We start from the raw sequence: 25410 nt of genomic DNA, 5'->3' as shown, positions 1-25410 counted from the left end.
CCGGTACGGCCGGGGCCCCACCCGGTCGGCGGACCGGGCGGAGCCCCCGTGCTGCTTACAAGGAGGGAGCGGCTCAGAGGTCGAGGCGCTGCCCGGGCACGATCATGTCGGGGTCACCGCCGATGACGGCCTTGTTGGCGGCGTAGAGCCGCTGCCAGGTGGTGCCGTTGCGGGCCGCGATGCCGCTCAGCGTGTCGCCCTGGCGGACGGTGTAGTCACCGCGGGACGCGTCGCGGTCGGTGCGCCCCGACTCGCGCGCCGGCGCCTGCGCGGGCTGCGACGACCGGGACGGGGACGGGGACGACTGGGACTGGGACCGCTGGGACTGGGACGACTGCGTCGGGGCCCAGTTCCCGGCGGACGCGTCGGGTGCGGCCGGTGCGCTGCCGTACGCCCCGGCACGCGCGGAACAGGTCGGCCAGGCGCCCCAGCCCTGGACGCGCTGGACCTTGGTGGCGACGGCGATCTGCTGCTCCCGGGAGGCCTGGTCGGCGGTCGGGGCGTAGGCCGTGCCGCCGAACGCACGCCAGGTGCCGGCGGAGAACTGGAGTCCGCCGTAGTAGCCGTTGCCGGTGTTGATGTGCCAGTTGCCGCCGCTCTCGCATTGGGCGATGCGGTCCCACACTCCGCCGTCCGCTGCCGCGGCGTTGCCGCTCACGGCCAGCAGCCCGAGCGGGGCGAGCAGGGCCGCCCCGGCGAGAACCGCCGTCGTACGGGTCTTACGGACGTTGTAGCGAGTGGTATCGGCACAATCGGACATGTAGTTCCCTCTCCACGGACCCGGGGTCCCCGGACGAGGCGCGCTCTCCGCGCATGGGCGCGGTCGGCGTGCTCCGTCCCGTCCGCCGAGGGGCTTGCTGCGGTGCTGGCTGATGCGGCGGCGGACGTACCCGAGCGGTGCTCGTTGCACACGGCGGAGGAATGTACGGAGCATGACGAGCCGGGATCAACCAACTGCCCGTCCTTCCGGGCCAGTTCGCGGTTACCTGAGGTAGCGACGAATTTCGGCCACCCATTTCATTCGCCGATTTCAGGATTTGTCGACCACTCCTCCCGCCGTTCTGTGACTCACCTCACCGGCTCAAGTCCCTTGTGTGCACGCCGACTTGACGGAGAGTGGCCGATTCAGCGACGGGCGTGACCGTGTGCGGTGGATGGGTCGATTCCGTTCGCCGTGCAGCGTGACTACCGCCACAGCTCGCCCGTTGTCTTCTTCATGAGCCGGGGACCCACCCCGGACCACAGGCCGGGAGCCACCCGGCCTCGCCACGCACCGCATCCCGAGGGAGCCACCCGTGCCGCGCATGCTCGACGTCAGCGACGAGGTTCGCGCCGAGATCGGCGACGAAGAAGCCGACCGGCTGCTCGCCGGAGACACCGCCCCGGGCAGTTACGACTGCACGTCCTGCCGCACCCCGGGCGACTCCGAGCGCGAGCGCACCAGCACCGTGCTGTTCATCGGCGACGAGACCGCCGTGCTCGCCTTCGCCCACGCCGGCTGCCTGCCCTCACAGGTCGTCCAGGTCACCGAGGAACAGCTCCAGGGCGCCGTGAAGTCCATCAGCGGCAACACCGTCGACCTGGACCCCGACAAGGTCGTGCCCGAGCAGGCCGTACTCGGGGTCACCAGCGGACTCGTCCTGATCGCCGGGGAGTTGCACCCGGCCCTGGTCGTGGAACCCACGGGCCCCATCGTGCGCCCCGGCTCCACCGCCGCCGGGGACGACTTCCTGCCGCTGCTGATCGAGCAGGGCTTCATGCCGGTGACCGAGCTGAACTCCGTACCGCCGGTGCTGCACGGCTGGTCGGTGCTGCTGGCCATGGGGCAGCTGCACGCGGTGCTCCAGCCGGGGGTGAACGGCGGGCAGCCGGTGGCCTGGTGGCAGGCGCACCAGCCGTTGCAGGTGACCGACGGGTGGCGGGCGGCCGCGAACAAGCACCAGCAGGTGCTGATGTTCGCGGCGCCGGTGGGGTCCATCGGGCGCCAGCCCCGGGAGGACCTGCTGCGGGATGCGCTGGACAAGGCCGCGGCAAACGGCAAGCTGGTGGCGAGTGTGCTGCCGCTCGCGGGGACGTGAGCGCGGGACCCCCTGCACCGCCCGGCGCCCCCCAAGGGGCGCTGCCCGACCGCATCTCTTCCCGTCCGGGGTCGTTTGGACATACGTGCACGCATACGACGTTCCCCGCCGCCAGTCCCTGCAGCCGATTCCGTCCGCTCGCTCGGGTCAGGATCATTCCGGCGGGCCATCGGCCACGCCGATCTACGACGCGCTCTACGCCGAGTACGTCCAGTCCTTCCGTGCGCTGCCGGGTGACCGGCGCGGTGAGGAGAACCTGCAGTTCATCGCCTTCGGATACCTCAGGCACGGCTCGGGATCGCAGAGCGGCTCGTACAGCGCCTACAGCGTGGGCGCGCAGAGCACCCGGCACGGCGGTGGGCAGCAGCCGACGTGGCAGCGGGTCGGCACGATCGGGCAGCACTCCACCGGGACGCACCACGTCCCCGCGCTGCCACCCGGCCCCCGCCGGGGCATCTGAAAAGGGCGGCCCCCGCCGGGGCCGCCCTCCAGTCACTTCTTCTTGGCGCCGCGCTTCTCGCGCACCCGCACCGAGATATGGATCGGCGTCCCCTCGAAGCCGAACTCCTCGCGCAGCCGACGCTCGATGAAGCGCCGGTAGCCCGCCTCGATGAAGCCGGAGGCGAAGAGCACGAACCGCGGGGGCTTCGTGCCGGCCTGGGTGCCGAACAGGATGCGCGGCTGCTTGCCGCCCCGGACCGGATGCGGATGGGCGGAGACCAGCTCGCCCAGGAAGGCGTTCAGCCGGCCCGTCGGAACGCGCGTCTCCCAGCCCGCCAGGGCCGTCTCGATCGCCGGGACCAGCTTCTCCATGTGCCGCCCGGTCTGCGCCGAGACGTTCACGCGGGGCGCCCAGGAGACCTGACCCATCTCGGTCTCGATCTCCCGCTCCAGGTAGTAGCGGCGCTCCTCGTCGAGGGTGTCCCACTTGTTGTACGCGACGACGAGCGCGCGGCCCGCCTCCACGGCCATGGTGATGATCCGCTGGTCCTGCACCGAGATGGACTCGGCGGCGTCGATCAGGACGACGGCCACCTCGGCCTTCTCGACGGCGGCGGCGGTGCGCAGCGACGCGTAGTAGTCGGCGCCCTGCTGGAGGTGGACGCGCTTGCGGATGCCCGCCGTGTCGACGAACTTCCAGGTCTTGCCGCCGAGTTCGATCAGCTCGTCGACCGGGTCGCGGGTGGTGCCGGCGAGTTCGTTGACGACGACGCGCTCCTCGCCCGCCACCTTGTTCAGCAGCGAGGACTTGCCGACGTTCGGGCGGCCGATCAGGGCGACGCGGCGCGGGCCGCCGACGCCGGTACCGCCGAACGCCTCGCGCGGCGCGTCGGGCAGCGCCTGAAGGACCGCGTCCAGCATGTCGCCGGTGCCGCGGCCGTGCAGCGCGGACACGGGGTACGGCTCGCCGAGGCCGAGGGACCACAGGTAGGCCGCGTCGGCCTCGCCGCTCGGGCCGTCCACCTTGTTGGCGCACAGCACGACGGGCTTGCCGGCCTTGCGCAGCAGTCGTACCACCGCCTCGTCGGTGTCGGTGGCGCCCACCTTGGCGTCGACCACGAAGACGACCGCGTCGGCCGCCTCGATGGCGAACTCGGCCTGGGCGGCCACGGAGGCGTCGATGCCGAAGACGTCCTGCTCCCAGCCGCCGGTGTCGACGACCTTGAAGCGGCGGCCCGCCCACTCGGCCTCGTAGGTGACACGGTCGCGGGTGACGCCCGGCTTGTCCTCGACGACGGCCTCGCGGCGGCCGATGATGCGGTTCACGAGAGTCGACTTGCCGACATTGGGGCGGCCGACCACGGCGAGGACGGGCAGCGGTCCGTGCCCGGCCGCCTCGATGGCGCCCTCGACCTCCTCCAGGTCGAAGCCCTCTTCGGCGGCGAGCTCCATGAACTCCGCGTACTCGACGTCGCCGAGCGCCCCGTGATCGTGCTCGAACGCGTCCGAGCCGTCGGGCTGGATCTGGTCGTTCATGAAGTCCGTACCTCGTCGTTCATCGTGGTGATCGGTGGAGTACCCCGGTTCGGGGTGATCCACTACTCAGTGTCGCCTAGCGCCCGGTAAGGCGCCTGGCGTTTTCCAGGTGCTCGGTGAGCTGCTTCTGGATGCGCTCGGTCGCCTCGTCCAGCGCCGTGCGGGTACGCCGCCCGCTGCCGTCGCCCGCCTCGAACGGTTCGCCGAAGACGACGTCGATGCGGTGCCGCAGCGGAGGCAGCCCCTTTATCAACCGTCCCCGCCGCTCGGAACTTCCCAGCACGGCGACCGGGACGATCGGCGCGCCGCTGCGCACGGCGAAGTACGCGAGCCCGGCGCGCAGCGAGGCGAAGTCGCCCTCACCCCGGGTGCCCTCCGGGAATATCCCCAGCACACCGCCGGCCGACAGCACGTCCAGCGCCCGCGTGACGGCCGTACGGTCGGTGCTCTGCCGGTCCACCTTCACCTGGCCGATCCTGGTCAAGAAGGGGTCGAGCGGGCCGACGAACGCCTCTTTCTTGATCAGGAAGTGCACCGGCCGGGGCGCGACGCCCATCACCATGGGGCCGTCGACGTTGTGCGAGTGGTTGACGGCGAGGATGACCGGGCCGGTCGCCGGGACCTTCCAGGCGCCCAGCACCCGGGGCCGCCACAGCGCGTGCATCAGCGAGAGGCCGATGCGCCGGCCGGCCTCCGCGCCCCGCCGGGACGGTGCCTCGGTCACTTCGCCGCCCGCTTCTCCTCGACGAGGGTGACGACGCACTCGATGACCTGCGGCAGCGTCAGGTCGGTGGTGTCCACCTCGACCGCGTCGTCCGCCTTGGCGAGCGGCGAGGTCTTCCGGTTGGAGTCGGCGGCGTCCCGCTTGATCAGGGCCTCGCGGGTGGCGTTGATGTCCGTGCCCTTCAGCTCACCATTGCGGCGGGCGGCGCGGGCCTCCGGGGAGGCGGTGAGGAAGATCTTCAGGTCGGCGTCCGGCAGCACCGTCGTACCGATGTCGCGGCCCTCGACGACGATGCCGTTCTCCGCGGCGGCCGCGATCGAGCGCTGCAGCTCGGTGATCCGGGCGCGCACCTCGGGCACCGCGCTGACCGCGCTGACCTTGGCGGTGACCTCCTGGGTGCGGATCGGACCGGCGACGTCCACACCGTCGACCGTGATCGTCGGGCCCGCCGGGTCGGTACCGGAGACGATGTCCGGCTTGCCGGCCACGGCGGCGATCTCCGACGGGTCGTCGACGTCGATCCCGTTGGTCACCATCCACCAGGTGATCGCCCGGTACTGGGCACCGGTGTCCAGGTAGCTCAGACCGAGCTGCGCCGCCACTGCCTTCGACGTGCTCGACTTGCCCGTGCCGGAGGGGCCGTCGATGGCGACAATCACTGCCGGGGCGCTTTCCACTGTGGGGACCTTCCTGGGCCAGGGTGGTGGTGTGGGGCGTGACGGTGCCCCGCACAAGGTTACTGGGTGCGGGTCACTCGTCCGGCCGCACGCACGCCTGCCGCTACTGCCGGATCGCCCACCCTCGCTCCCGCAGGGCCGCCGTCAGTACTGGCGCCGCCTTCGGCTCCACCATCAGCTGCACGAGACCGGCCTGCTGCCCGGTCGCGTGCTCGATGCGCACGTCCTCGATGTTGACCCCGGCCTGCCCCGCGTCCGCGAAGATGCGGGCCAGCTGGCCGGGCTGGTCGTCGATGAGCACCGCGACGACCTCGTACGCCCGCGGCGCCGACCCGTGCTTGCCGGGCACGCGGACCTGCCCGGCGTTGCCCCGCCGCAGCACGTCCTCGATGCCCACGGTCCCCTCCCGGCGCTTGGCCTCGTCGGAGGACTGCAGGGCACGCAGGGCCTGGACGGTCTCGCCGAGGTCGGCGGCGACATCGCTGAGCAGGTCGGCGACCGGGCCGGGGTTCGCGGAGAGGATGTCGATCCACATCCCCGGGTCGGAGGCGGCGATCCGGGTCACGTCCCGGATGCCCTGCCCGCACAGCCGTACGGCCGCCTCCTCGGCGTTCTCCAGACGGGCGGCGACCATGCTGGAGACCAGGTGGGGCATGTGCGAGACCAGCGCCACGGCCCGGTCGTGGGCGTCGGCGTCCATGACGACCGGCACGGCACGGCAGTGCGAGACCAGCTCCAGGGCGAGGTTCAGCACCTCGGTGTCGGTGTCCCGGGTGGGCGTGAGCACCCAGGGGCGGCCCTCGAAGAGGTCGCCGGTCGCGGCCAGCGGGCCGGACTTCTCCCGGCCGGACATGGGGTGCGTGCCGAGGTACCAGGTCAGGTCCAGCCCGAGCGCCTCCAGCTCCCGGCGCGGGCCGCCCTTGACGCTGGCCACGTCGATGTACCCGCGCGCGACCCCGCGCCGCATGGCGTCGGCGAGCACCGCGGCGACGTGCGCGGGCGGGGCGGCGACGATCGCGAGGTCGACGGGCCCCTCGGGCGCCTCGTCCGTGCCGGCGCCGAGCGCGGCCGCCGTACGGGCCTGCTCGGGATCGTGGTCGGCGAGGTGGACGACGACGCCGCGCTGGGCGAGGGCCAGGGCGGCGGAGGTGCCGATGAGCCCGGTGCCGATGACGAGTGCGGTTCTCACTGGGCGATGTCCTTGCGCAGAGCGGCGGCGGCGCCGAGGTAGACGTGGTTGATGTCGGCGCGCGGCTTGTCGGAGTCGATGTGCGCGAGCACACGGACGACCCGGGGCATGGCGCCCTCGATGTCCAGTTCCTGGGCGCAGATCAGCGGCACGTCGAGGATGCCGAGCTTGCGGGCGGCGGCGGCCGGGAAGTCACTGTGCAGGTCGGGCGTGGCCGTGAACCAGATGCTGATCAGGTCCTCGGAGGTCAGCCCGTTCCGCTCCAGGATGGCGGTGAGCAGGGCCCCGACCTGCTCGTCCATGTGGCCGGCCTCGTCCCGCTGAAGTTGGACGGCGCCCCGGACCGCTCGTACCGCCACGGCGATGCTCCTTGCTGCTTGCTCTGCGAATCGGCTCTACGTCCATCAAGCCTAGTCAGCCCGCTACGCACAGGTGCGGGGCGCTCGCCCCCTGAGACGGAGCAGACGCCTCAGAGGTCCCAGAGCGCGCCCAGCGTCACCAGCTCCCCCCGGTACTCGATCCGGTCCGCCCACTCCGTCGGCCAGGCCTCGGCGCCGAGGTACGCACCCGCGAAGGCGCCGGCGAGGCAGGCGATGGAGTCGGAGTCGCCGGCGGTGCACGCGGCCCGGCGCAGGGCCGTCAGCGGCTCGTCCACGAACAGCAGGAAGCACAGCAGCCCGGTGGCCAGCGCCTCCTCGGCGATCCAGCCCTCCCCCGTGGCGAGGCACGGGTCGGTCTCCGGCGAGATCGTCCGTACGGCGTCCCGCAGCCGGTCGAGCACCCCCAGGCACTCGTCCCACCCGCGCGCGATGAACTGCTCCGGCGTGGCGTCCTCCGCCCGCGTCCACAGATCGCCCAGCCAGCGCTCGTGGTAGTGGTTGCGGTTCTCGTAGGCGTACGACCGCAGCAGCCCGACCAGTCCGGCCGGCTCGGCACCCTGCGCCAGCAGCCGTACGGCGTGCGCGGTGAGGTCGGACGCGGCGAGGGCCGTCGGATGCCCGTGCGTGAGGGCGGCCTGCAACTGGGCGGCGCCCGCGCGCTGTTCGTCGCTCAGCCCGGGGACGAGGCCGATCGGCGCGACGCGCATGTTGGCGCCGCAGCCCTTGGAGTGGATCTGGCTGGCGTCCTGCCAGGGCCGGTCCGGCTGCTCCAGCAGGACACAGGCCCTGATGCAGGTGTTGCCGGGAGCCCGGTTGTTCTCCGGGGAGCGGTTCCACGCGATGAACTCCTGCCGCACGGGCTCGGCCAGCTCGGCGGGCCCGAGCACCCCCCGGTCCATCGCCGTCCGCAGCCCGCGCCCCAGAGCCAGCGTCATCTGTGTGTCGTCGGTGACGATCGCGGGCGTGGGCAGTTCCATCTGCCGCCAGGGCCCGAACTTGGCGAGGATCGAGGGGACGTTGTTGAACTCGGTCGGGAAGCCGAGCGCGTCCCCGAGGGCGAGGCCGAGCAGGGAGCCGGTGGCGGCGCGCTTGCGGACGGTGGTCGTGGTCATGCGGGGCGTCCTTCCCGGGACGGTCGGAGGAGGGGCGGGTGCAGGGCGGCGGCGCCGCCCGCGCGGTAGAGGGCGGCGGGTTTGCCGCGGCCACCGGTCAGGCGCGCGGCGCCGGGGACCGGTTCGACGAAGCCGGGGGTGGCGAGCACCTTGCGCCGGAAGTTGGGCCGGTCGAGCGGGGTGCCCCACACGGTCTCGTAGACCTGCTGGAGCTCGCCGAGCGTGAACTCGGGCGGGCAGAAGGCGGTGGCGAGGCCGGTGTACTCCAGCTTGCCGCCGACCCGTTCGTGCGCGTCGGCCAGGATCCGGTCGTGGTCGAAGGCCAGCGGCCGGGCCGTGTCGTACGGCACCCAGCGGGCCTGCGCGGCATCGCCGCCGCCGTGCGGCTCGGGAGGGTCGGGCAGCAGCGCGGTGAAGGCGACGGACACGACCCGCATGCGGGGGTCGCGGTCCGGCTCGCTGTAGGTCCGCAACTGCTCCAGATGCAGCCCGGAGACGTCGGACAGGCCGGTCTCCTCGCCGAGTTCACGCCGGGCCGCCGTCTCGGCGGACTCGTCCGGCAGCACGAAGCCACCGGGCAACGCCCAGCGGCCGGCGTACGGCTCCTGTCCGCGCTCGACGAGCAGGACGTGCAGCGCGCCGGCGCGGAGGGTGAGGACGGCGAGGTCGACGGTGACGGCGAAGGGTTCGTACGCGTGCTTGTCGTAGCCCTGCATGCACCACCACCCCCTTAATAGTCGTACTGACTATAAAGGGGGTGGCCGTCACCCACAAGGGGGGACCAGCAAGGGGCGGACTAGAGGCCGACTAGAGGTCGACTTCCTTCATCAGCATCCCGACCTCGGTGTTGGACAGCCGTCGCAGCCAGCCCGACTTCTGGTCGCCCAGCGTGATCGGGCCGAAGGCCGTGCGGACCAGCTTGTCGACGGGGAAGCCCGCCTCCGCCAGCATCCGCCGCACGATGTGCTTGCGGCCCTCGTGCAGGGTGACCTCGACGAGGTAGTTCTTGCCGGTCTGCTCGACGACCCGGAAGTGGTCCGCGCGCGCGTACCCGTCCTCCAGCTGGATGCCGTCCTTCAGCCGCTTGCCCAGGTCGCGCGGGATCGGGCCGACGATGTGCGCGAGGTAGGTCTTCTTCACGCCGTACTTGGGGTGGGTCAGCCGGTGGGCCAGCTCGCCGTGGTTGGTGAGCAGGATGACGCCCTCGGTCTCGGTGTCGAGCCGGCCGACGTGGAAGAGCCGGGTCTCGCGGTTGGTGACGTAGTCGCCGAGGCACTGACGTCCCTCGGGGTCCTCCATCGTGGAGACGACACCGGCGGGCTTGTTGAGCGAGAAGAACTGGTACGACTGCGTGGCGACCGTCAGGCCGTCGACCTTGATCTCGTCCTTCTCCGGGTCGACCCGCAGGCCCTGCTCGGTGACGATCTCGCCGTTGACCTCGACCCGGGCCTCGTCGATCAGCTCCTCGCAGGCGCGCCGGGAGCCGTAGCCCGCGCGCGCGAGCACCTTCTGGAGGCGCTCGCCCTCCTGCTCGGCGCCGGGGAAGGTCTTGGGCAGCTTGACGTCCTTCTTGCCCGCGTACCGCTCCCGGTTGCGTTCCTCGACCCGCGTCTCGTACTCGCGCGAGCGCGCGGGTGCGGGTGCCGTACGCCCGCCCTGCTGGGCCTTCTTGGGGCCGCCCTTGGCGCCGCCGCGGGCCGCGCCGCCGCGTCCCGCCTTCGGGCCGTCCTTGGTCGCCCCTGGCCCCACGTCGTAGCGGCGCTCCTCGGGGCGGGGCTTGCGGGGGCGGCCCTGCCCCTGCTTCTGGTCCCTGTTGTTACCGGCACCGCGGTAGTTACCGCGCCCGCCGGTCCCGCCACTCTTGCCACTGCCGCTGCTTCGCATCAAAGTTCCGTCGTCTTGTCGTCTGCGTCCTCGGAATCCGGAGCGTCCGGATCGAACGACGGCACGCCTTCCTGCGTCTCGGCCTCGATCGCCGCCGCCTCGGGGAGGAAGGGCGCGAGTTCCGGAAGCTCGTCCAGGCCGCGCAGGCCCATCCGCTCCAGGAAGTAGTTCGTCGTCGTGTACAGGATCGCACCTGTTTCGGGTTCCGTGCCCGCCTCCTGGACCAGCCCGCGCTGCAGGAGGGTGCGCATGACCCCGTCGCAGTTCACTCCGCGCACGGCGGAGACGCGGCTGCGGCTGACCGGCTGGCGGTAGGCCACCACCGCGAGCGTCTCCAGCGCCGCCTGGGTGAGCCGGGCGGTCTGGCCTTCCAGGGCGAGCCGCTCGACGGCGGGGGCGTACTCGGGGCGGGTGTAGAAACGCCAGCCGCCCGCGACGTGCCGCAGCTCGAAGCCGCGCCCCTGCGCGGTGTACTCGTCGGCCAGCTCCCGCAGCGCCTTGGTGATCTGCCGCTTGGGCCGCTCCAGTATCTTCGCGAGGTGCTCCACGGTCGCGGGCTCGTCCACGACCATCAGGACGGCCTCCAGGGCAGGCTTCAGCTCCAGATCGGCGACGGCACGCAGCCCGGCCGGCAGCTCGGTGGTCTCCTCGCTCACTCCTTCTCCTCCTGCTCCTGCTCCTGCTCCCGGGACGGGGACGGGGACGGGGACTGCTCGGGCTGCTCCGGCGGTCGGTCGAACTCGTCGGTCACCATCGGCGCGGCATCCCCCTCACCGCCGGTCCAGCGCACCAGCAGCTCCCCGAGGGCGGTCTCCTGCTCCAGCGCCACGGCCTTCTCGCGGTACAGCTCCAGCAGCGCCAGGAACCTCGCGACGACGGTGAGGGTGTCGTCGGTGTCCTCGACGAGCGTGCGGAAGCTGGCCTCGCCGAGTTCCTTCAGCCGCGCGACGACGATCCCGGCCTGCTCCTGCACACTCACCAGCGGCGCGTGGATGTGGTCGACGTACACCTGCGGCTTGGGCTTCGGCTGCATCGCCTTGACCGCGAGCTTCGCGAACCCTTCCGGGCCGATGCTGATGACGACCTCGGGGAGCAGCTCGGCGTGCTGCGGTTCGAGGCCGACGGTGCGCGGGTGGCGGAGGGCCTCGTCGTCGAGGCGGCGGCTGAAGATGTCGGCGACCTGTTTGTACGCGCGGTACTGCAGCAGCCGCGCGAACAACAGGTCACGGGCCTCCAGCAGGGCCAGGTCGGCCTCGTCCTCCACCTCGGCGGCGGGCAGCAGCCGCGCCGCCTTCAGGTCGAGCAGGGTGGCGGCGACGACCAGGAACTCGGTCGTCTCGTCCAGGTCCCAGTCCGGCCCCATCGCCCGGATGTGCGCCATGAACTCGTCGGTCACCTTGGACAGGGCGACTTCGGTGACGTCGAGCTTGTGCTTGGAGATCAGCTGGAGCAGCAGGTCGAAGGGGCCCTCGAAGTTCGAGAGCCGCACCTTGAAGCCGCCGGTGTCGCCCTCCGCGGACTTCGTGGACTCAGCGGGTTCCGCGGGTTGCGGCTCGGGGTCCGGTACGACGGCCTCGGGGACCTCGGGTTCCGGCTCCACGGCAGCGACCGGCGGCGGCGCCTGCACTGGAACCGGCGCTTCCACAGGCACCGCCGGAGCCCCCGGCCCCCTCCCCAGCGCACGCCGACGACCGGCTGGGCCGGAGGGGGGGACTGGGGAACCGTTCGAGGTCATAGCCCCCGCAGGCTATCGCTACCGTCCACGGAGCCGTCGTACGAGGATGCTGGCGTCCCCCCGGGTCTCCAGGTCGGCCAGCACCACGGCGACCGCCTCGCGCACGATGCGCCCCCGGTCGACGGCCAGCCCGTGCTCGCCGCGGAGCACGAGTCGCGCGTGCTCCAGATCCATGAGCTCCTCGGCGGACACGTACACCGTGATCTTCTCGTCGTGCCGCTCACGCCCACTGGGACGCCGCGTGGCCGCCCGTCCGCGCTTGCGCGGCGTCGCCGTGGCAGAACCTTCCTGCGCCGCCGTCTGCCCCTGGCGTCGTGAGGAGCGCTCCGCGCCCCGGCTGCGCGACTCGGCGTCGGCCGGTTCCGCGTCGGCCGCGACATGCTCCGCGCCGTCGCCGTCCCCGTCCTGCGCGGGCACGGCCTGCGGTGCGTCCTCCGTGGCGGCGGCCGCGGCGTCGCCCTCCCCCGCGGGGGGCGGCACCCGGGCCTCGCCGTTGGCGCCGCGCCGGGGAGTGGATGCCTGGAGCGCCATTCCCCCTGTCGTACGGAACAGTTCGTCGGCCCCCGGCAGACTCACTCGGCGTGACACCGGGCGAGCACCTCCCTGGCGAGCTGGCGGTAGGCGGCGGCACCGACGGAGTTGGAGGCGTACGTGGTGATCGGCTCACCCGCGACCGTGGTCTCCGGGAAGCGGACCGTGCGCCCGATGACGGTGTGGTAGACGTGGTCGTCGAACGCCTCGACGACCCGTGCGAGCACCTCACGGCTGTGCACCGTGCGCGAGTCGTACATCGTGGCGAGGATGCCGTCGAGCTCCAGCTCCGGGTTGAGCCGCTCCTGGACCTTCTCGATGGTCTCGGTCAGCAGCGCCACACCGCGCAGGGCGAAGAACTCGCACTCCAGCGGGACGATCACCTTGTGAGCGGCCGTCAGGGCGTTCACGGTGAGCAGGCCGAGCGAGGGCTGACAGTCGATCACGATGTAGTCGTAGTCCGGCAGCAGCGGCTTCAGCGCGCGCTGCAGCGACGACTCGCGGGCCACCTCGGAGACCAGCTGGACCTCGGCCGCCGACAGGTCGATGTTGCTGGGCAGCAGGTCCATGTTGGGGACCGCGGTCTTCAGCAGCACCTCGTCGGCCGACAGGCCCCGCTCCATGAGCAGGTTGTAGACGGTGAGGTCGAGCTCCATCGGATTGACGCCGAGGCCGACCGACAGCGCGCCCTGCGGGTCGAAGTCCACGAGCAGCACCCGGCGTCCGTACTCCGCGAGCGCGGCCCCCAGATTGATGGTGGACGTCGTCTTGCCGACGCCGCCCTTCTGGTTGCACATCGCGATGATCGTCGCGGGCCCGTGGTCGGTCAGCGGGCCCGGGATCGGGAAGTACGGCAGCGGGCGTCCGGTCGGGCCGACGCGCTCACGGCGCTGGCGGGCCGCGTCGGGCGCGAGCGTGGCCGCGTACTCCGGGTCGGGCTCGTACTCGGCGTCCGGGTCGTAGAAGTGCCCGTCGGGCATTTCCTCGTAGTCGGCGAAGTGGTTGTGGGGCGCGCCACTTCCGTCGCCGGCCATGGCGTTCACGTGATGGCCATCCATGCTCTGGTGTGCTGGCTGAGTCACCCCTGACTTGTGGTGACTCTGGTGGGCTGCGAAGGTGCGCACCGCGACGGAGCCGACAGCCTCGAACCCCGCGGGAGCCTGGCCCCGCGCAGGGCTTCCTGGTTGACCACCCCCGGGAGAAAATGTCGACTCATTCACAAGTCGTCTTACCTCCTTGGTGACCAGGAAACTTCTAGACAGGTCAGCGTGGCACCATGCCGACGTTTGGCGACTCTATGGCGTGTCGGGCGTCCGCAGCAACACAATCCGCCGGACCCGGCAGGATGTGTCGGCAATGAAACATCCCTCTGTCAAGGGCGTACGACCGTCGCACGGCAGGTTTCACCGGTGTGCGAATCGGTTCAAGGGTTACGTTCGAGGCGAGTTGACCGAGCGTCGCAAAGTGACCATACACACATCCGGCCGGACCTTGTCGGGCAAGGTCCGGCCGGGTGCTGGCGGTTGACGACCGGTGTTGACGTATCGCCTTTACGAAAAGGTGACTTAGGGCCTGTCCGGCGGATCAGGCCCTAGCCGAGCAGGGACTCCAGCTCCACGTGGTCCAGCCCGTGCGCCTCGGCGACCTGGCGGTAAACCACCTTGCCGTCATGCGTGTTGAGGCCCTTGGCCAGCGCCGGGTCGCGGCGCAGCGCCTCGACCCAGCCGCGGTTGGCCAGCTCCACGATGTAGGGGAGCGTGGCGTTGGTGAGGGCGTTCGTGGAGGTGTTCGGCACCGCGCCGGGCATGTTGGCGACGCAGTAGAAGACCGACTCGTGGACCCGGAAGGTCGGCTCGGCGTGCGTGGTGGGGCGGGAGTCCTCGAAGCAGCCACCCTGGTCGATCGCGATGTCGACAAGGACACTTCCCGGCTTCATCCGGGAGACCAGCTCGTTGGTGACGAGCTTCGGGGCCTTGGCGCCGGGGATGAGCACCGCGCCGATGACGAGGTCGGCGTCGAGGACGGCCTTCTCCAGCTCGAAGGAGTTGGACATGATCGCCTTGACCTTCGTACCGAAGATCCGGTCGGCCTCGCGCAGCTTGTTGATGTCGCGGTCCAGCAGGGTCACGTCGAAGCCCATGCCGACGGCGATCTGGGTGGCGTTCCAGCCGGAGACGCCACCGCCGATGACGACGGCCTTGGCCGGGGTCACGCCCGGCACGCCGCCCGGCAGCACACCGCGGCCGCCCGCCGCGCGCATCAGGTGGTAGGCACCGACCTGCGGGGCGAGGCGGCCCGCGACCTCGGACATCGGGGCGAGCAGCGGCAGCGCGCGGCTGGGCAGCTCGACGGTCTCGTAGGCGATGGCGGTGGTACCGGACTCCAGCAGGGCGTCCGTGCACTCCTTGGAGGCGGCCAGGTGCAGGTAGGTGAAGAGCGTCTGGTCCTTGCGGAGGCGGTGGTACTCCTCGGCGATGGGCTCCTTCACCTTCAGCAGCAGGTCGGCGGAGGCCCACACCTCGTCGGCCGTCTCCAGGATCTGCGCGCCGGCGGCCACGTACTCGGCGTCCGTGATCGAGGAGCCGAGACCGGCGCCGCGCTCGATGACGACCTGGTGGCCGTTGCGCACCAGCTCGTGCACGCCGGCGGGGGTGATGGCCACCCGGAACTCGTTGTTCTTGACCTCGCGGGGAATGCCGACCTTCACGTCGATCACGGTCCTTGGCTCAGAGGGGGGTGTATTGCACGACATACCCGGATGCAGGGGGCACACCGGGAGACACCGCAGGAGAACGTGCGGCAGAGCCAGTCTAATGAAGGTGTTCCCGCTGTCTAGCCTTTCATTGCATCAATCTTCTGCGGGTGTACTACGGATTTCGCAGGCGTTAGCGTCTTGTTCCGTGGCTGAATCTGGCGTTTCGGCCTCCTGGATCTCCTCCCCCAGCATGCGCTCGGCGGCGCTGCGGTGCAGCAGGGCGGCCGCGGGATCACCGAGATGCTCCAACGTGTCGGCCAGCCGCAGATGCAGCGCGGCCAGCAGGCGCACGTCCTCCGCGCGCCGCGCCCACTCCACGGCTTCCTGGCAGGTACGCAACGACTCCTCGGGCCGCCCCGCGTACTCCTGGACCCGCGCCAGCTCGCTCAACGCCCGGGCGTGGGCGGCCACATCGCCCAGCTTGCGGTACCCGGCGATGGCGGCCCGCCAGTTGCGCTGCGCCTCGCCGTAGTGGCCCGCGTAGGTGTGCGCGGTCGCGATCCGGCCGTACAGCCGGGCGGCCTCCTCGCGCTCCCCCCGGGCCAGCCGCTCGGCCAGGGCCCGGCCGAACCAGTCGGCGGCCCGGTCGTGATCCCCGAGCTCCTGGTGCGCGCCCCCTACGGATTCCATCGCGCGACCGGTCGCATACGGGTCGTTCGCCCGGCGCCCGGCGTCCAGCGCGGCCCGGTAGCGGGCCAGGGCGTCGGCCGTCCGGCCGGTACTGGCGTCCAGATCGCCCAGATTCAGCAGCGCCGCCGCCTGCTCCCGGGGCAGGTCCCGGCGCTCGGCCACGTCGAGGACGAGCCGGTGGATGCCGTACAGGTCGGGCGCGGCGGCCTGCATCCCGAAGTGCGCCACCATCGCCCGCACCAGCTGGGACATCAGCCGCCGGGCCAGCGTGTCCAGCTCCCCGTCGGCGACGGCGAGCCGGGCCGAGGCGAGCAGGGCCGGGCGGCGCAGGCGCAGCCACTCGGCGGCCGCCCCGGGACTGGGAAAGCGCAGGGCGCGCGGGGTGCCGGCCAGCTTCTCGCGGGCCTGCGGATTGTCGGTCTCGGTGATCGCCCGGCAGGACTGCAGCAGCCGTACCGTCCGCTCCAGCAGCCGGGCGCGGGCCAGCTGCAGCTCGCCGGGACGGTCCTCGGCCTCGGAGACGGCACGCAGCAGCGGGTGCAGACAGCCGGGCACCTCGTACTCCGGCAGCGGCGAGCCGCTGCTGCGCAGCAGGCCCAGGGCGACGAAGTCCTCCAGGGTGTGCCGGGCGCCGTTGACCGAGCAGCCGGCGAGCGCGGAGGCGGTGTGCGGGTCGATGCAGCCGGCGGGGGCGAGGGAGAGCAGGCGCAGGATCCGGGCGGCGGAGCCGGGCAGCGCGGCGTAGGCCAGCCGGAAGATCCGGCTGAGCGCCGTGCCGTCGTCGCCCTGGGCGTGCAGGTGCTTGGTGAGGTCGGCGACGGCCGCCTGGGGGCGGGTGGCGAGCCAGCCGCCGGCCATCATCAGCGCGGCGGGCTGGGCCTGGCACGCCTCGACGAGTCCCTCCGCCGCCCGCGGGTCGACGGTGATCCGGACGGAGCCGGTGTGCCGGGACAGCAGCTCGACGGCGGACTTGGTGTCGAGGCCGCCGAGGGTGCACGGGCGGACGTCCGGGATGCCGGTCAGCGGGCCCCGGGCGACGGCGACGACCAGGCAGTCCGGGGTGTCCGGCAGCAGCGCGTCGACCTGCTCGGCGTCGGCCGCGTCGTCCAGCAGGAGCAGGACCCGGCGGCCGGTCAGGCCCTCGCGGAGCGCCGCCGTGAGGTCGTCCTCGGCGGCGCCGGGCGGGGTCGGCAGGCCCAGGGCGGTGAGCAGGTCGCCCGCGGTGCGGGTCATCGGCACGGGGGTGCCGTCGGGTTCGCTGAGCCGGGCGCGCAGCACCCCGTCGGGATAACGGCCGGCGACCTGTCGTACCAGTTCCTCGGCGAGGGCCGTACGGCCGGAGCCCGGTCGGCCCGCGATCAGCAGCACGCGCGCGCGTGGGGCCTTGCGGCCGGAGAGGGTGTCCAGTCCCGCACGCTCGATGTCGGCGCGCAGTTCCTTCAACTCCCGTGTGCGGCCCAGGAACTGGCTCTGCGCAGAGGTGACCGACACCTGCACGCCGTCTGGCTCCACCGCCTGATCCGCCACGGGCCACACTCCCGTCCAACCGCACGCGCGAAGGCCCGCCGGGACTCCGGGTTCGGGCGCTTCAAGAGCCTAGTTCACGCTCTGCGACGATCCGGGGAGAGCGGGGCGTTGCCGGTGAGGACTCCCCTGATCGGATCAACGGATCGTACGACCGACAGTCCGGCAACGCCGACTGAAGAGTGGGGGAGCGACCAGCCACAACGGCGCCGCAGCCGAACGACGGCGTATCGCGGCGCGGCATGTCCCGCGGAGCGCTACGCCTCGAAGGGGCGCGCCGGCCACGGCGCCTGAGCCGGGCGCAGCGCGTCGAGCCCGTCGCCCTGCTGGGCGGCGACCAGGGAAAGGACGCCGACAACCAGGCAGTTGTTGTGCAGCTCACCGGCCAGGATGCCGCGTACCAGCTCCTGGAGGGGGACCCGCGCGAGCTCCAGGTCGATCTCCTCGTGCTCGGCCTCGAAGCGCTCGCCGTCGGCGTCGGACAGGCCACGGGCGAGGAAGATGCGCACGGCCTCGTCACAGCCGCCGGGCGTGGTGTAGACGTCGGTCAGCACCCGCCAGTCCTCGGCCTTGACGTGCGCCTCCTCGTACAGCTCGCGCTGCGCGGCGTGCAGCGGATTCTCGCCGGGCACGTCGAGCAGCCCCGCCGGGATCTCCCACAGCTTCTGGCGCACCGGGTGCCGGTACTGGCGCAGCACCAGCACCCGGCCGGCGTCGTCGAGGGCGAGGACCGCCACCGAGCCGGGGTGGACCTGGTAGTCGCGGCGCACGACCGTGCCGTCGGGCATGACCACGTCGTCCGTGCGGACCGAGGTCTTGTTGCCCACGAAGGGGGTGTCCGTCGCCCGGATCTCCCACTCCTCGCGGGTGTCCTTGATCGTCATGCCCTGCCCTTCCAGACGTACTACCGGACGTGCACAAACAAGCCGGGGTGCTCACCTTTGAAGATATGCACCCCGGCCACCGTACAACTGGTGTGTTACTTCGAGTTCTTCCGCTCGACCGCGGCCTTCACCAGCCCGGCGAACAGCGGGTGCGGACGCGTGGGCCGGGAGCGCAGCTCCGGGTGCGCCTGGGTGGCGACCAGGTACGGGTGGACGTCGCGCGGGTACTCCACGTACTCGACGAGCTTGCCGTCCGGGGAGGTGCCCGAGAAGAGGATGCCGGCCTTCTTCTCCAGCTCCGAGCGGTAGGCGTTGTTCACCTCGTAGCGGTGCCGGTGCCGCTCCTCGACGTACTCCTTGCCGTCGTACACCTCGCGCACGATGGAGCCCTCGGCCAGCTTGGCCGGGTACATGCCCAGGCGCATCGTGCCGCCCATGTCGCCCTCGCCCGCGACGATGTCGAGCTGCTCGGCCATGGTGGAGATGACCGGGTGGGCGGTGGCCGGGTCGAACTCGGTGGAGTTGGCGTCGCCGATGCCGGCCAGGTTGCGCGCGGCCTCGATCACGATGCACTGCAGGCCGAGGCAGAGGCCGAGCAGCGGGATCCTGTTCTCGCGGGCGTACTGGATGGCGCCGACCTTGCCGGAGACGCCGCGGTCGCCGAAGCCGCCCGGGATGCAGATGGCGTCCACATCGGACAGCTGTGCCTCGGCGCCGGCCGGGGTCCGGCAGTCGTCGGAGGTGACCCACTTGATCTTCACGCGGGTCTTGTTGGCGAAGCCGCCCGCGCGCAGCGCCTCGGTGACCGAGAGGTAGGCGTCGGGCAGGTCGATGTACTTGCCGACGAGCGCGAGACTGATCTCGTGCTGCGGGCGGTGCACCCGGTCCAGCAGGTCGTCCCAGGTCGTCCAGTCCACGTCGCGGAACGGCAGGTCGAGGCGGCGGACGGCGTAGGCGTCCAGGCCCTCGGAGTGCACGACCTTGGGGATGTCGTAGATCGACGGCGCGTCCGGGCAGGCCACGACGGCGGCCTCGTCGACGTCGCACATCAGCGAGATCTTGCGCTTGATGGCGGTCGGCACCTCGCGGTCGCAGCGCAGCACGATGGCGTCCGGCTGGATACCGATGTTGCGCAGGGCGGCAACCGAGTGCTGGGTGGGCTTCGTCTTCAGCTCTCCCGAGGGGCCGATGTACGGCAGGAGCGAGATATGGACGACGAAGACGTTGTCGCGGCCGACCTCGTGACGGACCTGGCGGACGGTCTCCAGGAACGGCAGCGACTCGATGTCACCGACCGTGCCGCCGACCTCGGTGATCACGACGTCCACCTCGTCCGTCGCCATGCGGCGGATGCGGTGCTTGATCTCGTTGGTGATGTGCGGGATGACCTGCACGGTGTCGCCCAGGTACTCGCCGCGCCGCTCCTTGGCGATCACCGTCGAGTAGACCTGCCCGGTGGTGACGTTGGCGGAGCCGTCCAGATCGCGGTCGAGGAAGCGCTCGTAGTGGCCGATGTCCAGGTCGGTCTCGGCGCCGTCGTTGGTGACGAACACCTCACCGTGCTGGAAGGGGTTCATCGTGCCCGGGTCGACGTTGATGTACGGGTCGAGCTTCTGCATCACGACGCGCAGACCCCGGGCCTTGAGGAGCATGCCCAGGCTGGAGGCGGTCAGGCCCTTGCCGAGAGAGGAGGCGACACCCCCGGTGACGAAGATGTGCTTGGTCGTCGAAGATTTGGGCGGCATGGCCAAGAGGAGGCTCCCGTGGTCTCGGTCTGGGGGTGCGGTGCGGCTGCCGTGCCGGGCGTCGCCGGGGGTGCCGTCGCTGCGGTTCCGGGGTCTCGTGCCCACCGGTCCACGGGCTACCAGGGTATCAGCGCGACGGCCCGATGGCTCCCGCCCACGCTCCGCGCACGGCCCGCCACGTACGCGTATCGCTCACCTGTTTCTCACCCGGTGCTCACTCGTTCGGCGCAGGCGCGTTGCCCGGAGCGGCACGCAGATCATCTACGTGCGTCGTATCCTGCTCGGACACTCGCTGCCGAGCCGGCCGGCAACACGGCACCACCCCAGCCCGTAAGCACCGGAACAACACGAGCTCGTCAGATCGTTGAGCGACGACGGTCGTTTTGCCTCAGGGCAGCACGACAGTTTTACTTCACTGCTCAACGACGCATTACAACCACCACCCCCTGACCGCACTAGCGAAAGCCCCCCATGGGGCTACGTGGCCGTTCGACTGGAGTTGCACGTGGCCGGGCGCATCGAAGACTACGCACTCATCGGAGACATGCAGACCGCTGCCCTGGTCTGCCGGGACGGCACAGTCGACTGGCTGTGCCTGCCCCGCTTCGACTCGCATGCCATCTTCGCCGGTCTGCTGGGCACCGAGGAGCACGGTTTCTGGCGGATCGGCCCCGCGCACGCGGCCGACGCCGAGCCGCCGACCGCCGCGCGCCGGGGCTACCGCGGCGACTCGCTGATCCTGGAATCCGAGTGGGACACCCCGCGCGGCACGGTCCGAGTGATCGACTTCATGCCGCCGCGTGACGGGGCCCCGCAGCTGATCCGGATCGTGGAGGGCGTCTCGGGCCGGGTGCCGATGCGGTCGGCGCTGCGGATGCGTTTCTCGTACGGCCGGATCGTGCCGTGGGTGCACAAGCACGAGGGGCGGACGGTGGCCGTCGCCGGCCCGGACTCTGTGTGGTTCGACACATCCACCGACACCTACGGCAAGGCGCTGACCACGTACGCGGACTTCACGGTCGCGCCCGGCGACCGGATCGCGTTCACCATCTCCTGGCAGCCCTCGCACAAGCAGCCGCCGCCGCTGCCGGAGCCGGAGCAGTCGCTGGAGGCGACGGAGGACTTCTGGCGCGAGTGGGTCGAGCACTGTACGTACCACGGCCCGTACCGCGAGGCGGTGATCCGCTCGCTGATCACGCTGAAGGCGCTGACGTACGCGCCCACCGGCGGCATCGTGGCGGCCCCCACGACCTCGCTCCCCGAGGAGATCGGGGGCGTGCGCAACTGGGACTACCGCTACACCTGGCTCCGGGACGCCGCGATCACCCTGTCCTCGCTGCTGCGCACCGGCTACCGCGAGGAGGCCCGCGCCTGGCGCGAGTGGCTGCTGCGCGCGGTCGCCGGCGACCCGGAGAACCTGCAGATCATGTACGGCATCGCGGGCGAGCGCGAGTTGGGCGAGGCCGAGCTGGACTGGCTGCCCGGGTACGAGGACTCCGCGCCGGTCCGCGTCGGCAACGGCGCCGCCCACCAGCTTCAGCTCGACGTCTACGGCGAGGTCACCGAGGCCCTGCACCTGGCCCACATGACCGGCCTGGCCCGCAGCGACTACGCCTCGCTGCTCCAGCTCAAGCTGATCCGCTACCTGGAGGACCACTGGCAGGAGCCGGACGAGGGCATCTGGGAGGTGCGCGGCCCGCGCCGCCACTTCGTGCACTCCAAGGTCATGGCCTGGGTCGCCGTCGACCGCACGATCAAGCTGCTGGAGTCCGGCGACGCGGACGGCCCGCTGGAGCGCTGGCGGGAGCTGCGCGACGACATCCACCGGGACGTGTGCGAGAAGGGCTACGACAAGGAGCGCAACACCTTCACGCAGTCCTACGGCTCGAAGGAGCTGGACGCCTCGCTGCTGCTGATTCCGCAGATGGGCTTCCTGCCGCCGGACGACAAGCGGGTCATCGGCACCATCGAGGCCATCCAGCGCGAGCTGTCCACGCCGGACGGCTTCATCCTGCGCTACCCGACCTCCGGCGAGGACGCCGGCGTCGACGGCCTCCCCGGGGACGAGGGCGCATTCCTCGCCTGCTCGTTCTGGATGGCCGACGACCTGGCGATGATCGGCCGCGTCGACGAGGCCCGCCGGCTGTTCGAGAAGCTGCTGTCGCTGCGCAACGACCTCGGCCTGCTCGCCGAGGAGTGGGACCCGCGCCTGCAACGCCAGGTCGGCAACTTCCCGCAGGCCTTCAGCCACGTCCCCCTGATCGACACGGCCCTGCGCCTGACGGCGTCCGGGGCGTACGGCGGCTGAGCGGGCCGACGCCCGCCGAGCAGGCCGTTCGGGGTGGGCCCGCCTAGGCTGGAACCGCACCTGCCCTTCCCGGGAAGGGGGCGGTCATGTCCTCCAAGGCACACACAGCCCTCGTCGAGCTCCGTGAGGATCTCGACGGCGATGTGTTCGCCCCGTGGGATCCGGGCTACGATGCGGCCCGGGCCGTCTTCAACGCCATGATCGACCGGCGGCCCGCCGTGATCGCGCAGTGCGCGCACGAGGCCGACGTCGTCCGGGCGGTGCGGTTCGCCCGGGAGCTGGACCTCAACATCGCGGTGCGCGGTGGCGGGCACAGCGTCGCGGGCATGGGGACGAACGACGCCGGTCTGGTCGTCGATCTGCGCCGGATGCACGACGTGACCGTCGACCCCGCCGCCGAGGCGGTCCGCATCGGTGGCGGCGCCACGATGAGCCACCTGGACCGCGCCACCCAGCCGTACGGCCTCGCCACCACCGGCGGGCGGGCCTCCACCACCGGCGTCGGCGGCTTCGTGCTCGGCGGCGGCACCGGTTGGCTGGACCGCTGCTGCGGCCTGGCCGTCGACAACCTGCTCGGCGTCGAGCTGGTCACGGCCGCCGGCGAGCGGGTGCACGCCAACGCCGACGAGAACCCGGAGCTGTTCTGGGCCCTGCACGGCGGCGGCGGGAACTTCGGCATCGCCACGCACCTCACCCTGAAGCTGCACGAGCTGCCCGAGTTCTCCGTCGCGCTGCTGCTGTTCACGCCGGAGTTCGGCCGCGAGGCCGTGCGCACCTTCTGCGACATGATCGAGGCCGGCCCCGACGAGCTGAGCGGCGCCGTCCTGTACCTCACCGGCCCGCCCGAGGAGTTCGTGCCGCCGCACCTGGTCGGCGCCCTGGTGTGCCTGACTTTGGTCACCTACGCGGGGGCCGAGGCGGACCTGCGCAAGCTCACCGAGCCGCTGCTGGCACTGCCGCACGAGGCGGAGATCGTCTCGGCGATGCCGTACACCGACGTGCAGTGCATGATCGACGATCCGCCCGGCATGCGGCACTACTGGTCGGCGGAGGACGTGACGGGCGCCCCCGACGACCTGGTGGACGCGTTCTGCGCCCGCTCGGAGGCCGTGCCCGTGCCGACCGGCACCCAGAGCGCGCTGATCGCGCAGGGCGGCGCGGTCGCCGCCGGACCCACCGAGTTCCCGGTGCCGTACCGGGACGCCCCCTGGGCGGTGCACCCGTACGGCATGTGGTGGGACCCGGCTGACGACGAGCGGTGCCGGCAGTGGGTCCGGGACATGCGCGCCGCCGTCCGGCCATGGAGCACCGGCGCCGTCTACCTCAACTTCATCGGGGACGAGGGACGCGACCGGGTTCGCGCCGGCCTCGGTCCGCAGAACATGTGGCGGCTGGGCACGTTGAAGCGGCGGTACGACCCGGACAACGTCTTCCGCTTCAACCACAACATCAAGCCGCTGTAGGCAGCATGGCAAGCGCCTGATCGTCATGGCAGGCGCCTGATCGTCTCCGTGTTCCACCGGGAACTGTCACCGCTCCACCCGGAACTGTCACCGAGACGTCCGCGCAGGTAGCGTCCGCTGCATGGACAGCCGATTCGACAGCACGGGCGCCGGGATCACCGTTCAACGGGCGCTGGAGCTGCCCGGGCTGCGCAGCGGTCTCCCCGAGGTGCTCGCGGGCGCGGAGCGGCTGCAGCGGACCGTGCGCTGGGTGCACGCGGGCGAGGTGCCGAACATCGCCTCGCTGCTGAAGGGCGGCGAACTGCTGCTGACCACGGGGTACGGCCTCGGCACCCGCCCGGCGGAGCAGCGCGCGTTCGTCCGCACCCTGGCCGAGCGCGGCATCGCGGCCCTGGTCGTCGAGCTCGGCCCCCGCTTCACCCGGCTGCCCGCTGCCCTGGTCGAGACGGCCCGCACGGCCGGACTCCCGCTGGTCCAGCTCCACCGCGAGGTGCCGTTCGTGACGGTCACCGAGGAGATCCACACCGAGATCGTCAACGGCCACTACGCGCTGCTCCAGCGCGCCGAGGAGGTGCACCGCCGCTGTACCGAAGCCCTGCTGGGCGGCGGCGGCATCCCGCAGGTCCTCGGCATCCTGGCCGACTTCAGCGGCAACCCGGTGTTCCTGGAGACCACCGACGGCCAGCTGCTGTACGCCGCCGGGGCCGGGCCGGAGGGGGCGGAACCGCTCCAGGTGTGGGAAGGGCTGCGCGGCCAGCACAAGGACGCCCCGCCGGCCGGGTCGGTGCTGGTGGACGTGCCGGGCGGCGGCCCGGGGACGGGCACGGGGGCGGGCACGGGGACAGGCCCCGGCACGGGCTCGGTGCGGGCGAGGCTGGTGCTGCTGCCGGTGCGCGCGCCGCTGGCGCCGGTGCACCGGATCGCCGCCGAGCGGACCGCGGGCATCCTGGCCGTGGTGCTGATGCAGGCCCGCCAGGAGGAGGAGCTGGCCGCGCGCGGGCGCGGCGACTTCCTGACCGACCTCGCCGAGGGCCGGATCACCGCCGAGGACGCCCCGGCGCAGGCGCGCGTGCTGGGCTTCAAGCCGGGCGGCAGCCCGCTGCTGCCGGTGGTCATGCGGCTGGGCGACGCGCTTTCTCCCGGCGGCGGCTGGGCGGTGCTGGCGCGTGCGGTGTCGGAGGAGCTGGCCTTGGTGGGCGTGCCGGTCCTGCTCGGCGTACGGCCGGTGGAGGGCCGGGTCCTGGTGCTGCTCGGCCTGCGTTCGGAGTCGGAGCGCTCGGCGGTCGCCGACCGGGTCGCGGCGGCGCTGCGGGCCGGAGTGGAGCGGGCCGGGATGCAGCGTCCGGGGGCGCAGCCGCCGGTCGTGGTCGTCGGGGTGGCGGGCGGCTGGGCGGCGGCGTCTGCGGGGCTGCGGCACGCGGCGGAGACGGCGACCGCCGCGCAGGGGCTCACGGACCGGCCCTGGTACGACGCCCGCCGGCTCGACATCGACCTGTTGCTGTGGCGGTTGCGGGACCATCCCGACCTGGCGGCCTTCGTTGACCGGGCGATCGGGCCGGTCCGGGACCACGACAGCCGGGCCAGGCCGCCGCTGCTGCCCACCCTGGAGACCTATCTCGCGCACGCCGGACGCAAGGCGGAGACGGCCCGCGAGCTGCACCTCAACCGGCAGACGCTGTACAACCGCCTCGCCCGCATCGGTGAGTTGCTGGGCACCGACCTCGACGACCCGCAGACGGTGCTGGCGTTGAGCCTCGCACTGCGGGCCCGTCGGCACGTCGGTCAGGGCAGCGGCACCGGCTAGATCAGCGACA

The 25410-nt window shown here is 71.8% G+C and carries 22 protein-coding genes; 5 read left to right on the top strand and 17 right to left on the bottom strand.

What is annotated here, in order from left to right; translation table 11 throughout:
• Positions 1-73: 73 nt before the first annotated feature.
• A complete protein-coding gene (locus tag HJD23_RS33675; protein WP_171111982.1) occupies positions 74-760 on the bottom strand; it encodes a transglycosylase family protein in 687 nt (228 codons plus the stop codon).
• Between the two features lie 535 nt (positions 761-1295).
• Between HJD23_RS33675 and HJD23_RS33670 the strand changes: the two genes are divergently transcribed.
• Together HJD23_RS33670 and HJD23_RS33665 are read left to right on the top strand one after the other, a co-directional pair.
• Positions 1296-2078: a hypothetical protein gene (locus tag HJD23_RS33670; protein ID WP_141311287.1), complete on the top strand. Its 783-nt coding sequence runs from the start codon at positions 1296-1298 to the stop codon at positions 2076-2078.
• Between the two features lie 85 nt (positions 2079-2163).
• Positions 2164-2538 carry a hypothetical protein gene (locus HJD23_RS33665; protein ID WP_171111980.1) on the top strand — a complete coding sequence of 125 codons (375 nt, stop codon included), beginning with the start codon at positions 2164-2166 and terminating at the stop codon, positions 2536-2538.
• A gap of 32 nt (positions 2539-2570) precedes the next feature.
• Here the strand turns inward: HJD23_RS33665 and der are convergent, their stop codons facing one another.
• The 16 genes from der to HJD23_RS33585 form a co-directional block, all read right to left on the bottom strand.
• The gene (der, locus tag HJD23_RS33660; protein ID WP_171111978.1) at positions 2571-4055 is read right to left on the bottom strand and encodes a ribosome biogenesis GTPase Der; all 1485 of its coding nucleotides are present in this window, start codon (positions 4053-4055) and stop codon (positions 2571-2573) included.
• Positions 4056-4131: 76 nt separating this feature from the next.
• Positions 4132-4779 carry a lysophospholipid acyltransferase family protein gene (locus tag HJD23_RS33655; RefSeq protein WP_171111976.1) on the bottom strand — a complete coding sequence of 216 codons (648 nt, stop codon included), beginning with the start codon at positions 4777-4779 and terminating at the stop codon, positions 4132-4134.
• The gene (gene cmk, locus HJD23_RS33650; RefSeq protein WP_171111974.1) at positions 4776-5456 is read right to left on the bottom strand and encodes a (d)CMP kinase; all 681 of its coding nucleotides are present in this window, start codon (positions 5454-5456) and stop codon (positions 4776-4778) included. The genes HJD23_RS33655 and cmk overlap by 4 nt, the downstream gene beginning before the upstream one ends.
• 103 nt (positions 5457-5559) lie before the next feature.
• The gene (locus tag HJD23_RS33645; protein ID WP_141311282.1) at positions 5560-6645 is read right to left on the bottom strand and encodes a prephenate dehydrogenase; all 1086 of its coding nucleotides are present in this window, start codon (positions 6643-6645) and stop codon (positions 5560-5562) included.
• Complete coding sequence (gene aroH, locus HJD23_RS33640) at positions 6642-7004, bottom strand: chorismate mutase (RefSeq protein ID WP_171111972.1); 363 nt, start codon at positions 7002-7004, stop codon at positions 6642-6644. Before aroH ends, HJD23_RS33645 begins: the two co-directional genes overlap by 4 nt.
• A gap of 110 nt (positions 7005-7114) precedes the next feature.
• A complete protein-coding gene (locus HJD23_RS33635) occupies positions 7115-8137 on the bottom strand; it encodes an ADP-ribosylglycohydrolase family protein (protein ID WP_171111970.1) in 1023 nt (340 codons plus the stop codon).
• A complete protein-coding gene (locus tag HJD23_RS33630; protein ID WP_171111968.1) occupies positions 8134-8853 on the bottom strand; it encodes an NUDIX domain-containing protein in 720 nt (239 codons plus the stop codon). Before HJD23_RS33630 ends, HJD23_RS33635 begins: the two co-directional genes overlap by 4 nt.
• A 91-nt stretch (positions 8854-8944) precedes the next feature.
• Positions 8945-10021: a pseudouridine synthase gene (locus HJD23_RS33625; RefSeq protein WP_171111967.1), complete on the bottom strand. Its 1077-nt coding sequence runs from the start codon at positions 10019-10021 to the stop codon at positions 8945-8947.
• The gene (gene scpB / locus HJD23_RS33620; protein ID WP_171111965.1) at positions 10021-10677 is read right to left on the bottom strand and encodes an SMC-Scp complex subunit ScpB; all 657 of its coding nucleotides are present in this window, start codon (positions 10675-10677) and stop codon (positions 10021-10023) included. Before scpB ends, HJD23_RS33625 begins: the two co-directional genes overlap by 1 nt.
• A complete protein-coding gene (locus HJD23_RS33615; RefSeq protein ID WP_171134100.1) occupies positions 10674-11756 on the bottom strand; it encodes a segregation/condensation protein A in 1083 nt (360 codons plus the stop codon). The genes scpB and HJD23_RS33615 overlap by 4 nt, the downstream gene beginning before the upstream one ends.
• Before the next feature lie 18 nt (positions 11757-11774).
• On the bottom strand, positions 11775-12344 hold the full coding sequence (locus HJD23_RS33610; protein ID WP_171111961.1) for a hypothetical protein: 570 nt from the start codon (positions 12342-12344) through the stop codon (positions 11775-11777).
• The gene (locus tag HJD23_RS33605; RefSeq protein WP_171111959.1) at positions 12329-13507 is read right to left on the bottom strand and encodes a ParA family protein; all 1179 of its coding nucleotides are present in this window, start codon (positions 13505-13507) and stop codon (positions 12329-12331) included. Before HJD23_RS33605 ends, HJD23_RS33610 begins: the two co-directional genes overlap by 16 nt.
• A 371-nt stretch (positions 13508-13878) precedes the next feature.
• The gene (gene ald / locus HJD23_RS33600; RefSeq protein WP_171111956.1) at positions 13879-15003 is read right to left on the bottom strand and encodes an alanine dehydrogenase; all 1125 of its coding nucleotides are present in this window, start codon (positions 15001-15003) and stop codon (positions 13879-13881) included.
• Between the two features lie 132 nt (positions 15004-15135).
• On the bottom strand, positions 15136-17199 hold the full coding sequence (locus HJD23_RS33595) for a tetratricopeptide repeat protein (protein WP_171111954.1): 2064 nt from the start codon (positions 17197-17199) through the stop codon (positions 15136-15138).
• A gap of 254 nt (positions 17200-17453) precedes the next feature.
• Positions 17454-18080: an NUDIX hydrolase gene (locus tag HJD23_RS33590; protein WP_171111952.1), complete on the bottom strand. Its 627-nt coding sequence runs from the start codon at positions 18078-18080 to the stop codon at positions 17454-17456.
• Positions 18081-18175: 95 nt separating this feature from the next.
• The gene (locus HJD23_RS33585; RefSeq protein ID WP_171111950.1) at positions 18176-19825 is read right to left on the bottom strand and encodes a CTP synthase; all 1650 of its coding nucleotides are present in this window, start codon (positions 19823-19825) and stop codon (positions 18176-18178) included.
• 505 nt (positions 19826-20330) lie between these two features.
• Between HJD23_RS33585 and HJD23_RS33580 the strand changes: the two genes are divergently transcribed.
• The 3 genes from HJD23_RS33580 (at position 20331) to HJD23_RS33570 (ending at position 25400) form a co-directional block, all read left to right on the top strand.
• Positions 20331-22133 (top strand): glycoside hydrolase family 15 protein, encoded by a 1803-nt coding sequence (locus HJD23_RS33580; protein WP_171111948.1) that lies wholly within the window; start codon positions 20331-20333, stop codon positions 22131-22133.
• A gap of 86 nt (positions 22134-22219) precedes the next feature.
• Positions 22220-23596, top strand: a complete 1377-nt coding sequence (locus tag HJD23_RS33575) for an FAD-binding oxidoreductase (RefSeq protein ID WP_171111946.1) — start codon at positions 22220-22222, stop codon at positions 23594-23596.
• A gap of 121 nt (positions 23597-23717) precedes the next feature.
• Positions 23718-25400 carry a PucR family transcriptional regulator gene (locus tag HJD23_RS33570; protein ID WP_171111945.1) on the top strand — a complete coding sequence of 561 codons (1683 nt, stop codon included), beginning with the start codon at positions 23718-23720 and terminating at the stop codon, positions 25398-25400.
• Positions 25401-25410 lie beyond the last annotated feature (10 nt).

The organism is Streptomyces sp. Z423-1, assembly GCF_013009255.1.
GTDB lineage: Bacteria > Actinomycetota > Actinomycetes > Streptomycetales > Streptomycetaceae > Streptomyces > Streptomyces gossypiisoli.
The sequence above is the reverse complement of the archived record's forward strand: the minus strand, read 5'-3'. Positions and strand labels throughout refer to the sequence as shown.

Excerpts from the sequence above, each read along its gene's own strand:
- HJD23_RS33570 (WP_171111945.1), top strand. The coding sequence starts at position 23,718 with ATGGACAGCCGATTCGACAGCACGGGCGCCGGGATCACCGTTCAACGG.
- HJD23_RS33585 (WP_171111950.1), bottom strand. The coding sequence starts at position 19,825 with ATGCCGCCCAAATCTTCGACGACCAAGCACATCTTCGTCACCGGGGGT.
- HJD23_RS33575 (WP_171111946.1), top strand. The coding sequence starts at position 22,220 with ATGTCCTCCAAGGCACACACAGCCCTCGTCGAGCTCCGTGAGGATCTC.
- HJD23_RS33635 (WP_171111970.1), bottom strand. The coding sequence starts at position 8,137 with ATGACCACGACCACCGTCCGCAAGCGCGCCGCCACCGGCTCCCTGCTC.
- HJD23_RS33615 (WP_171134100.1), bottom strand. The coding sequence starts at position 11,756 with ATGACCTCGAACGGTTCCCCAGTCCCCCCCTCCGGCCCAGCCGGTCGT.
- HJD23_RS33675 (WP_171111982.1), bottom strand. The coding sequence starts at position 760 with ATGTCCGATTGTGCCGATACCACTCGCTACAACGTCCGTAAGACCCGT.
- HJD23_RS33590 (WP_171111952.1), bottom strand. The coding sequence starts at position 18,080 with ATGACGATCAAGGACACCCGCGAGGAGTGGGAGATCCGGGCGACGGAC.
- HJD23_RS33625 (WP_171111967.1), bottom strand. The coding sequence starts at position 10,021 with ATGCGAAGCAGCGGCAGTGGCAAGAGTGGCGGGACCGGCGGGCGCGGT.
- der (WP_171111978.1), bottom strand. The coding sequence starts at position 4,055 with ATGAACGACCAGATCCAGCCCGACGGCTCGGACGCGTTCGAGCACGAT.
- HJD23_RS33630 (WP_171111968.1), bottom strand. The coding sequence starts at position 8,853 with ATGCAGGGCTACGACAAGCACGCGTACGAACCCTTCGCCGTCACCGTC.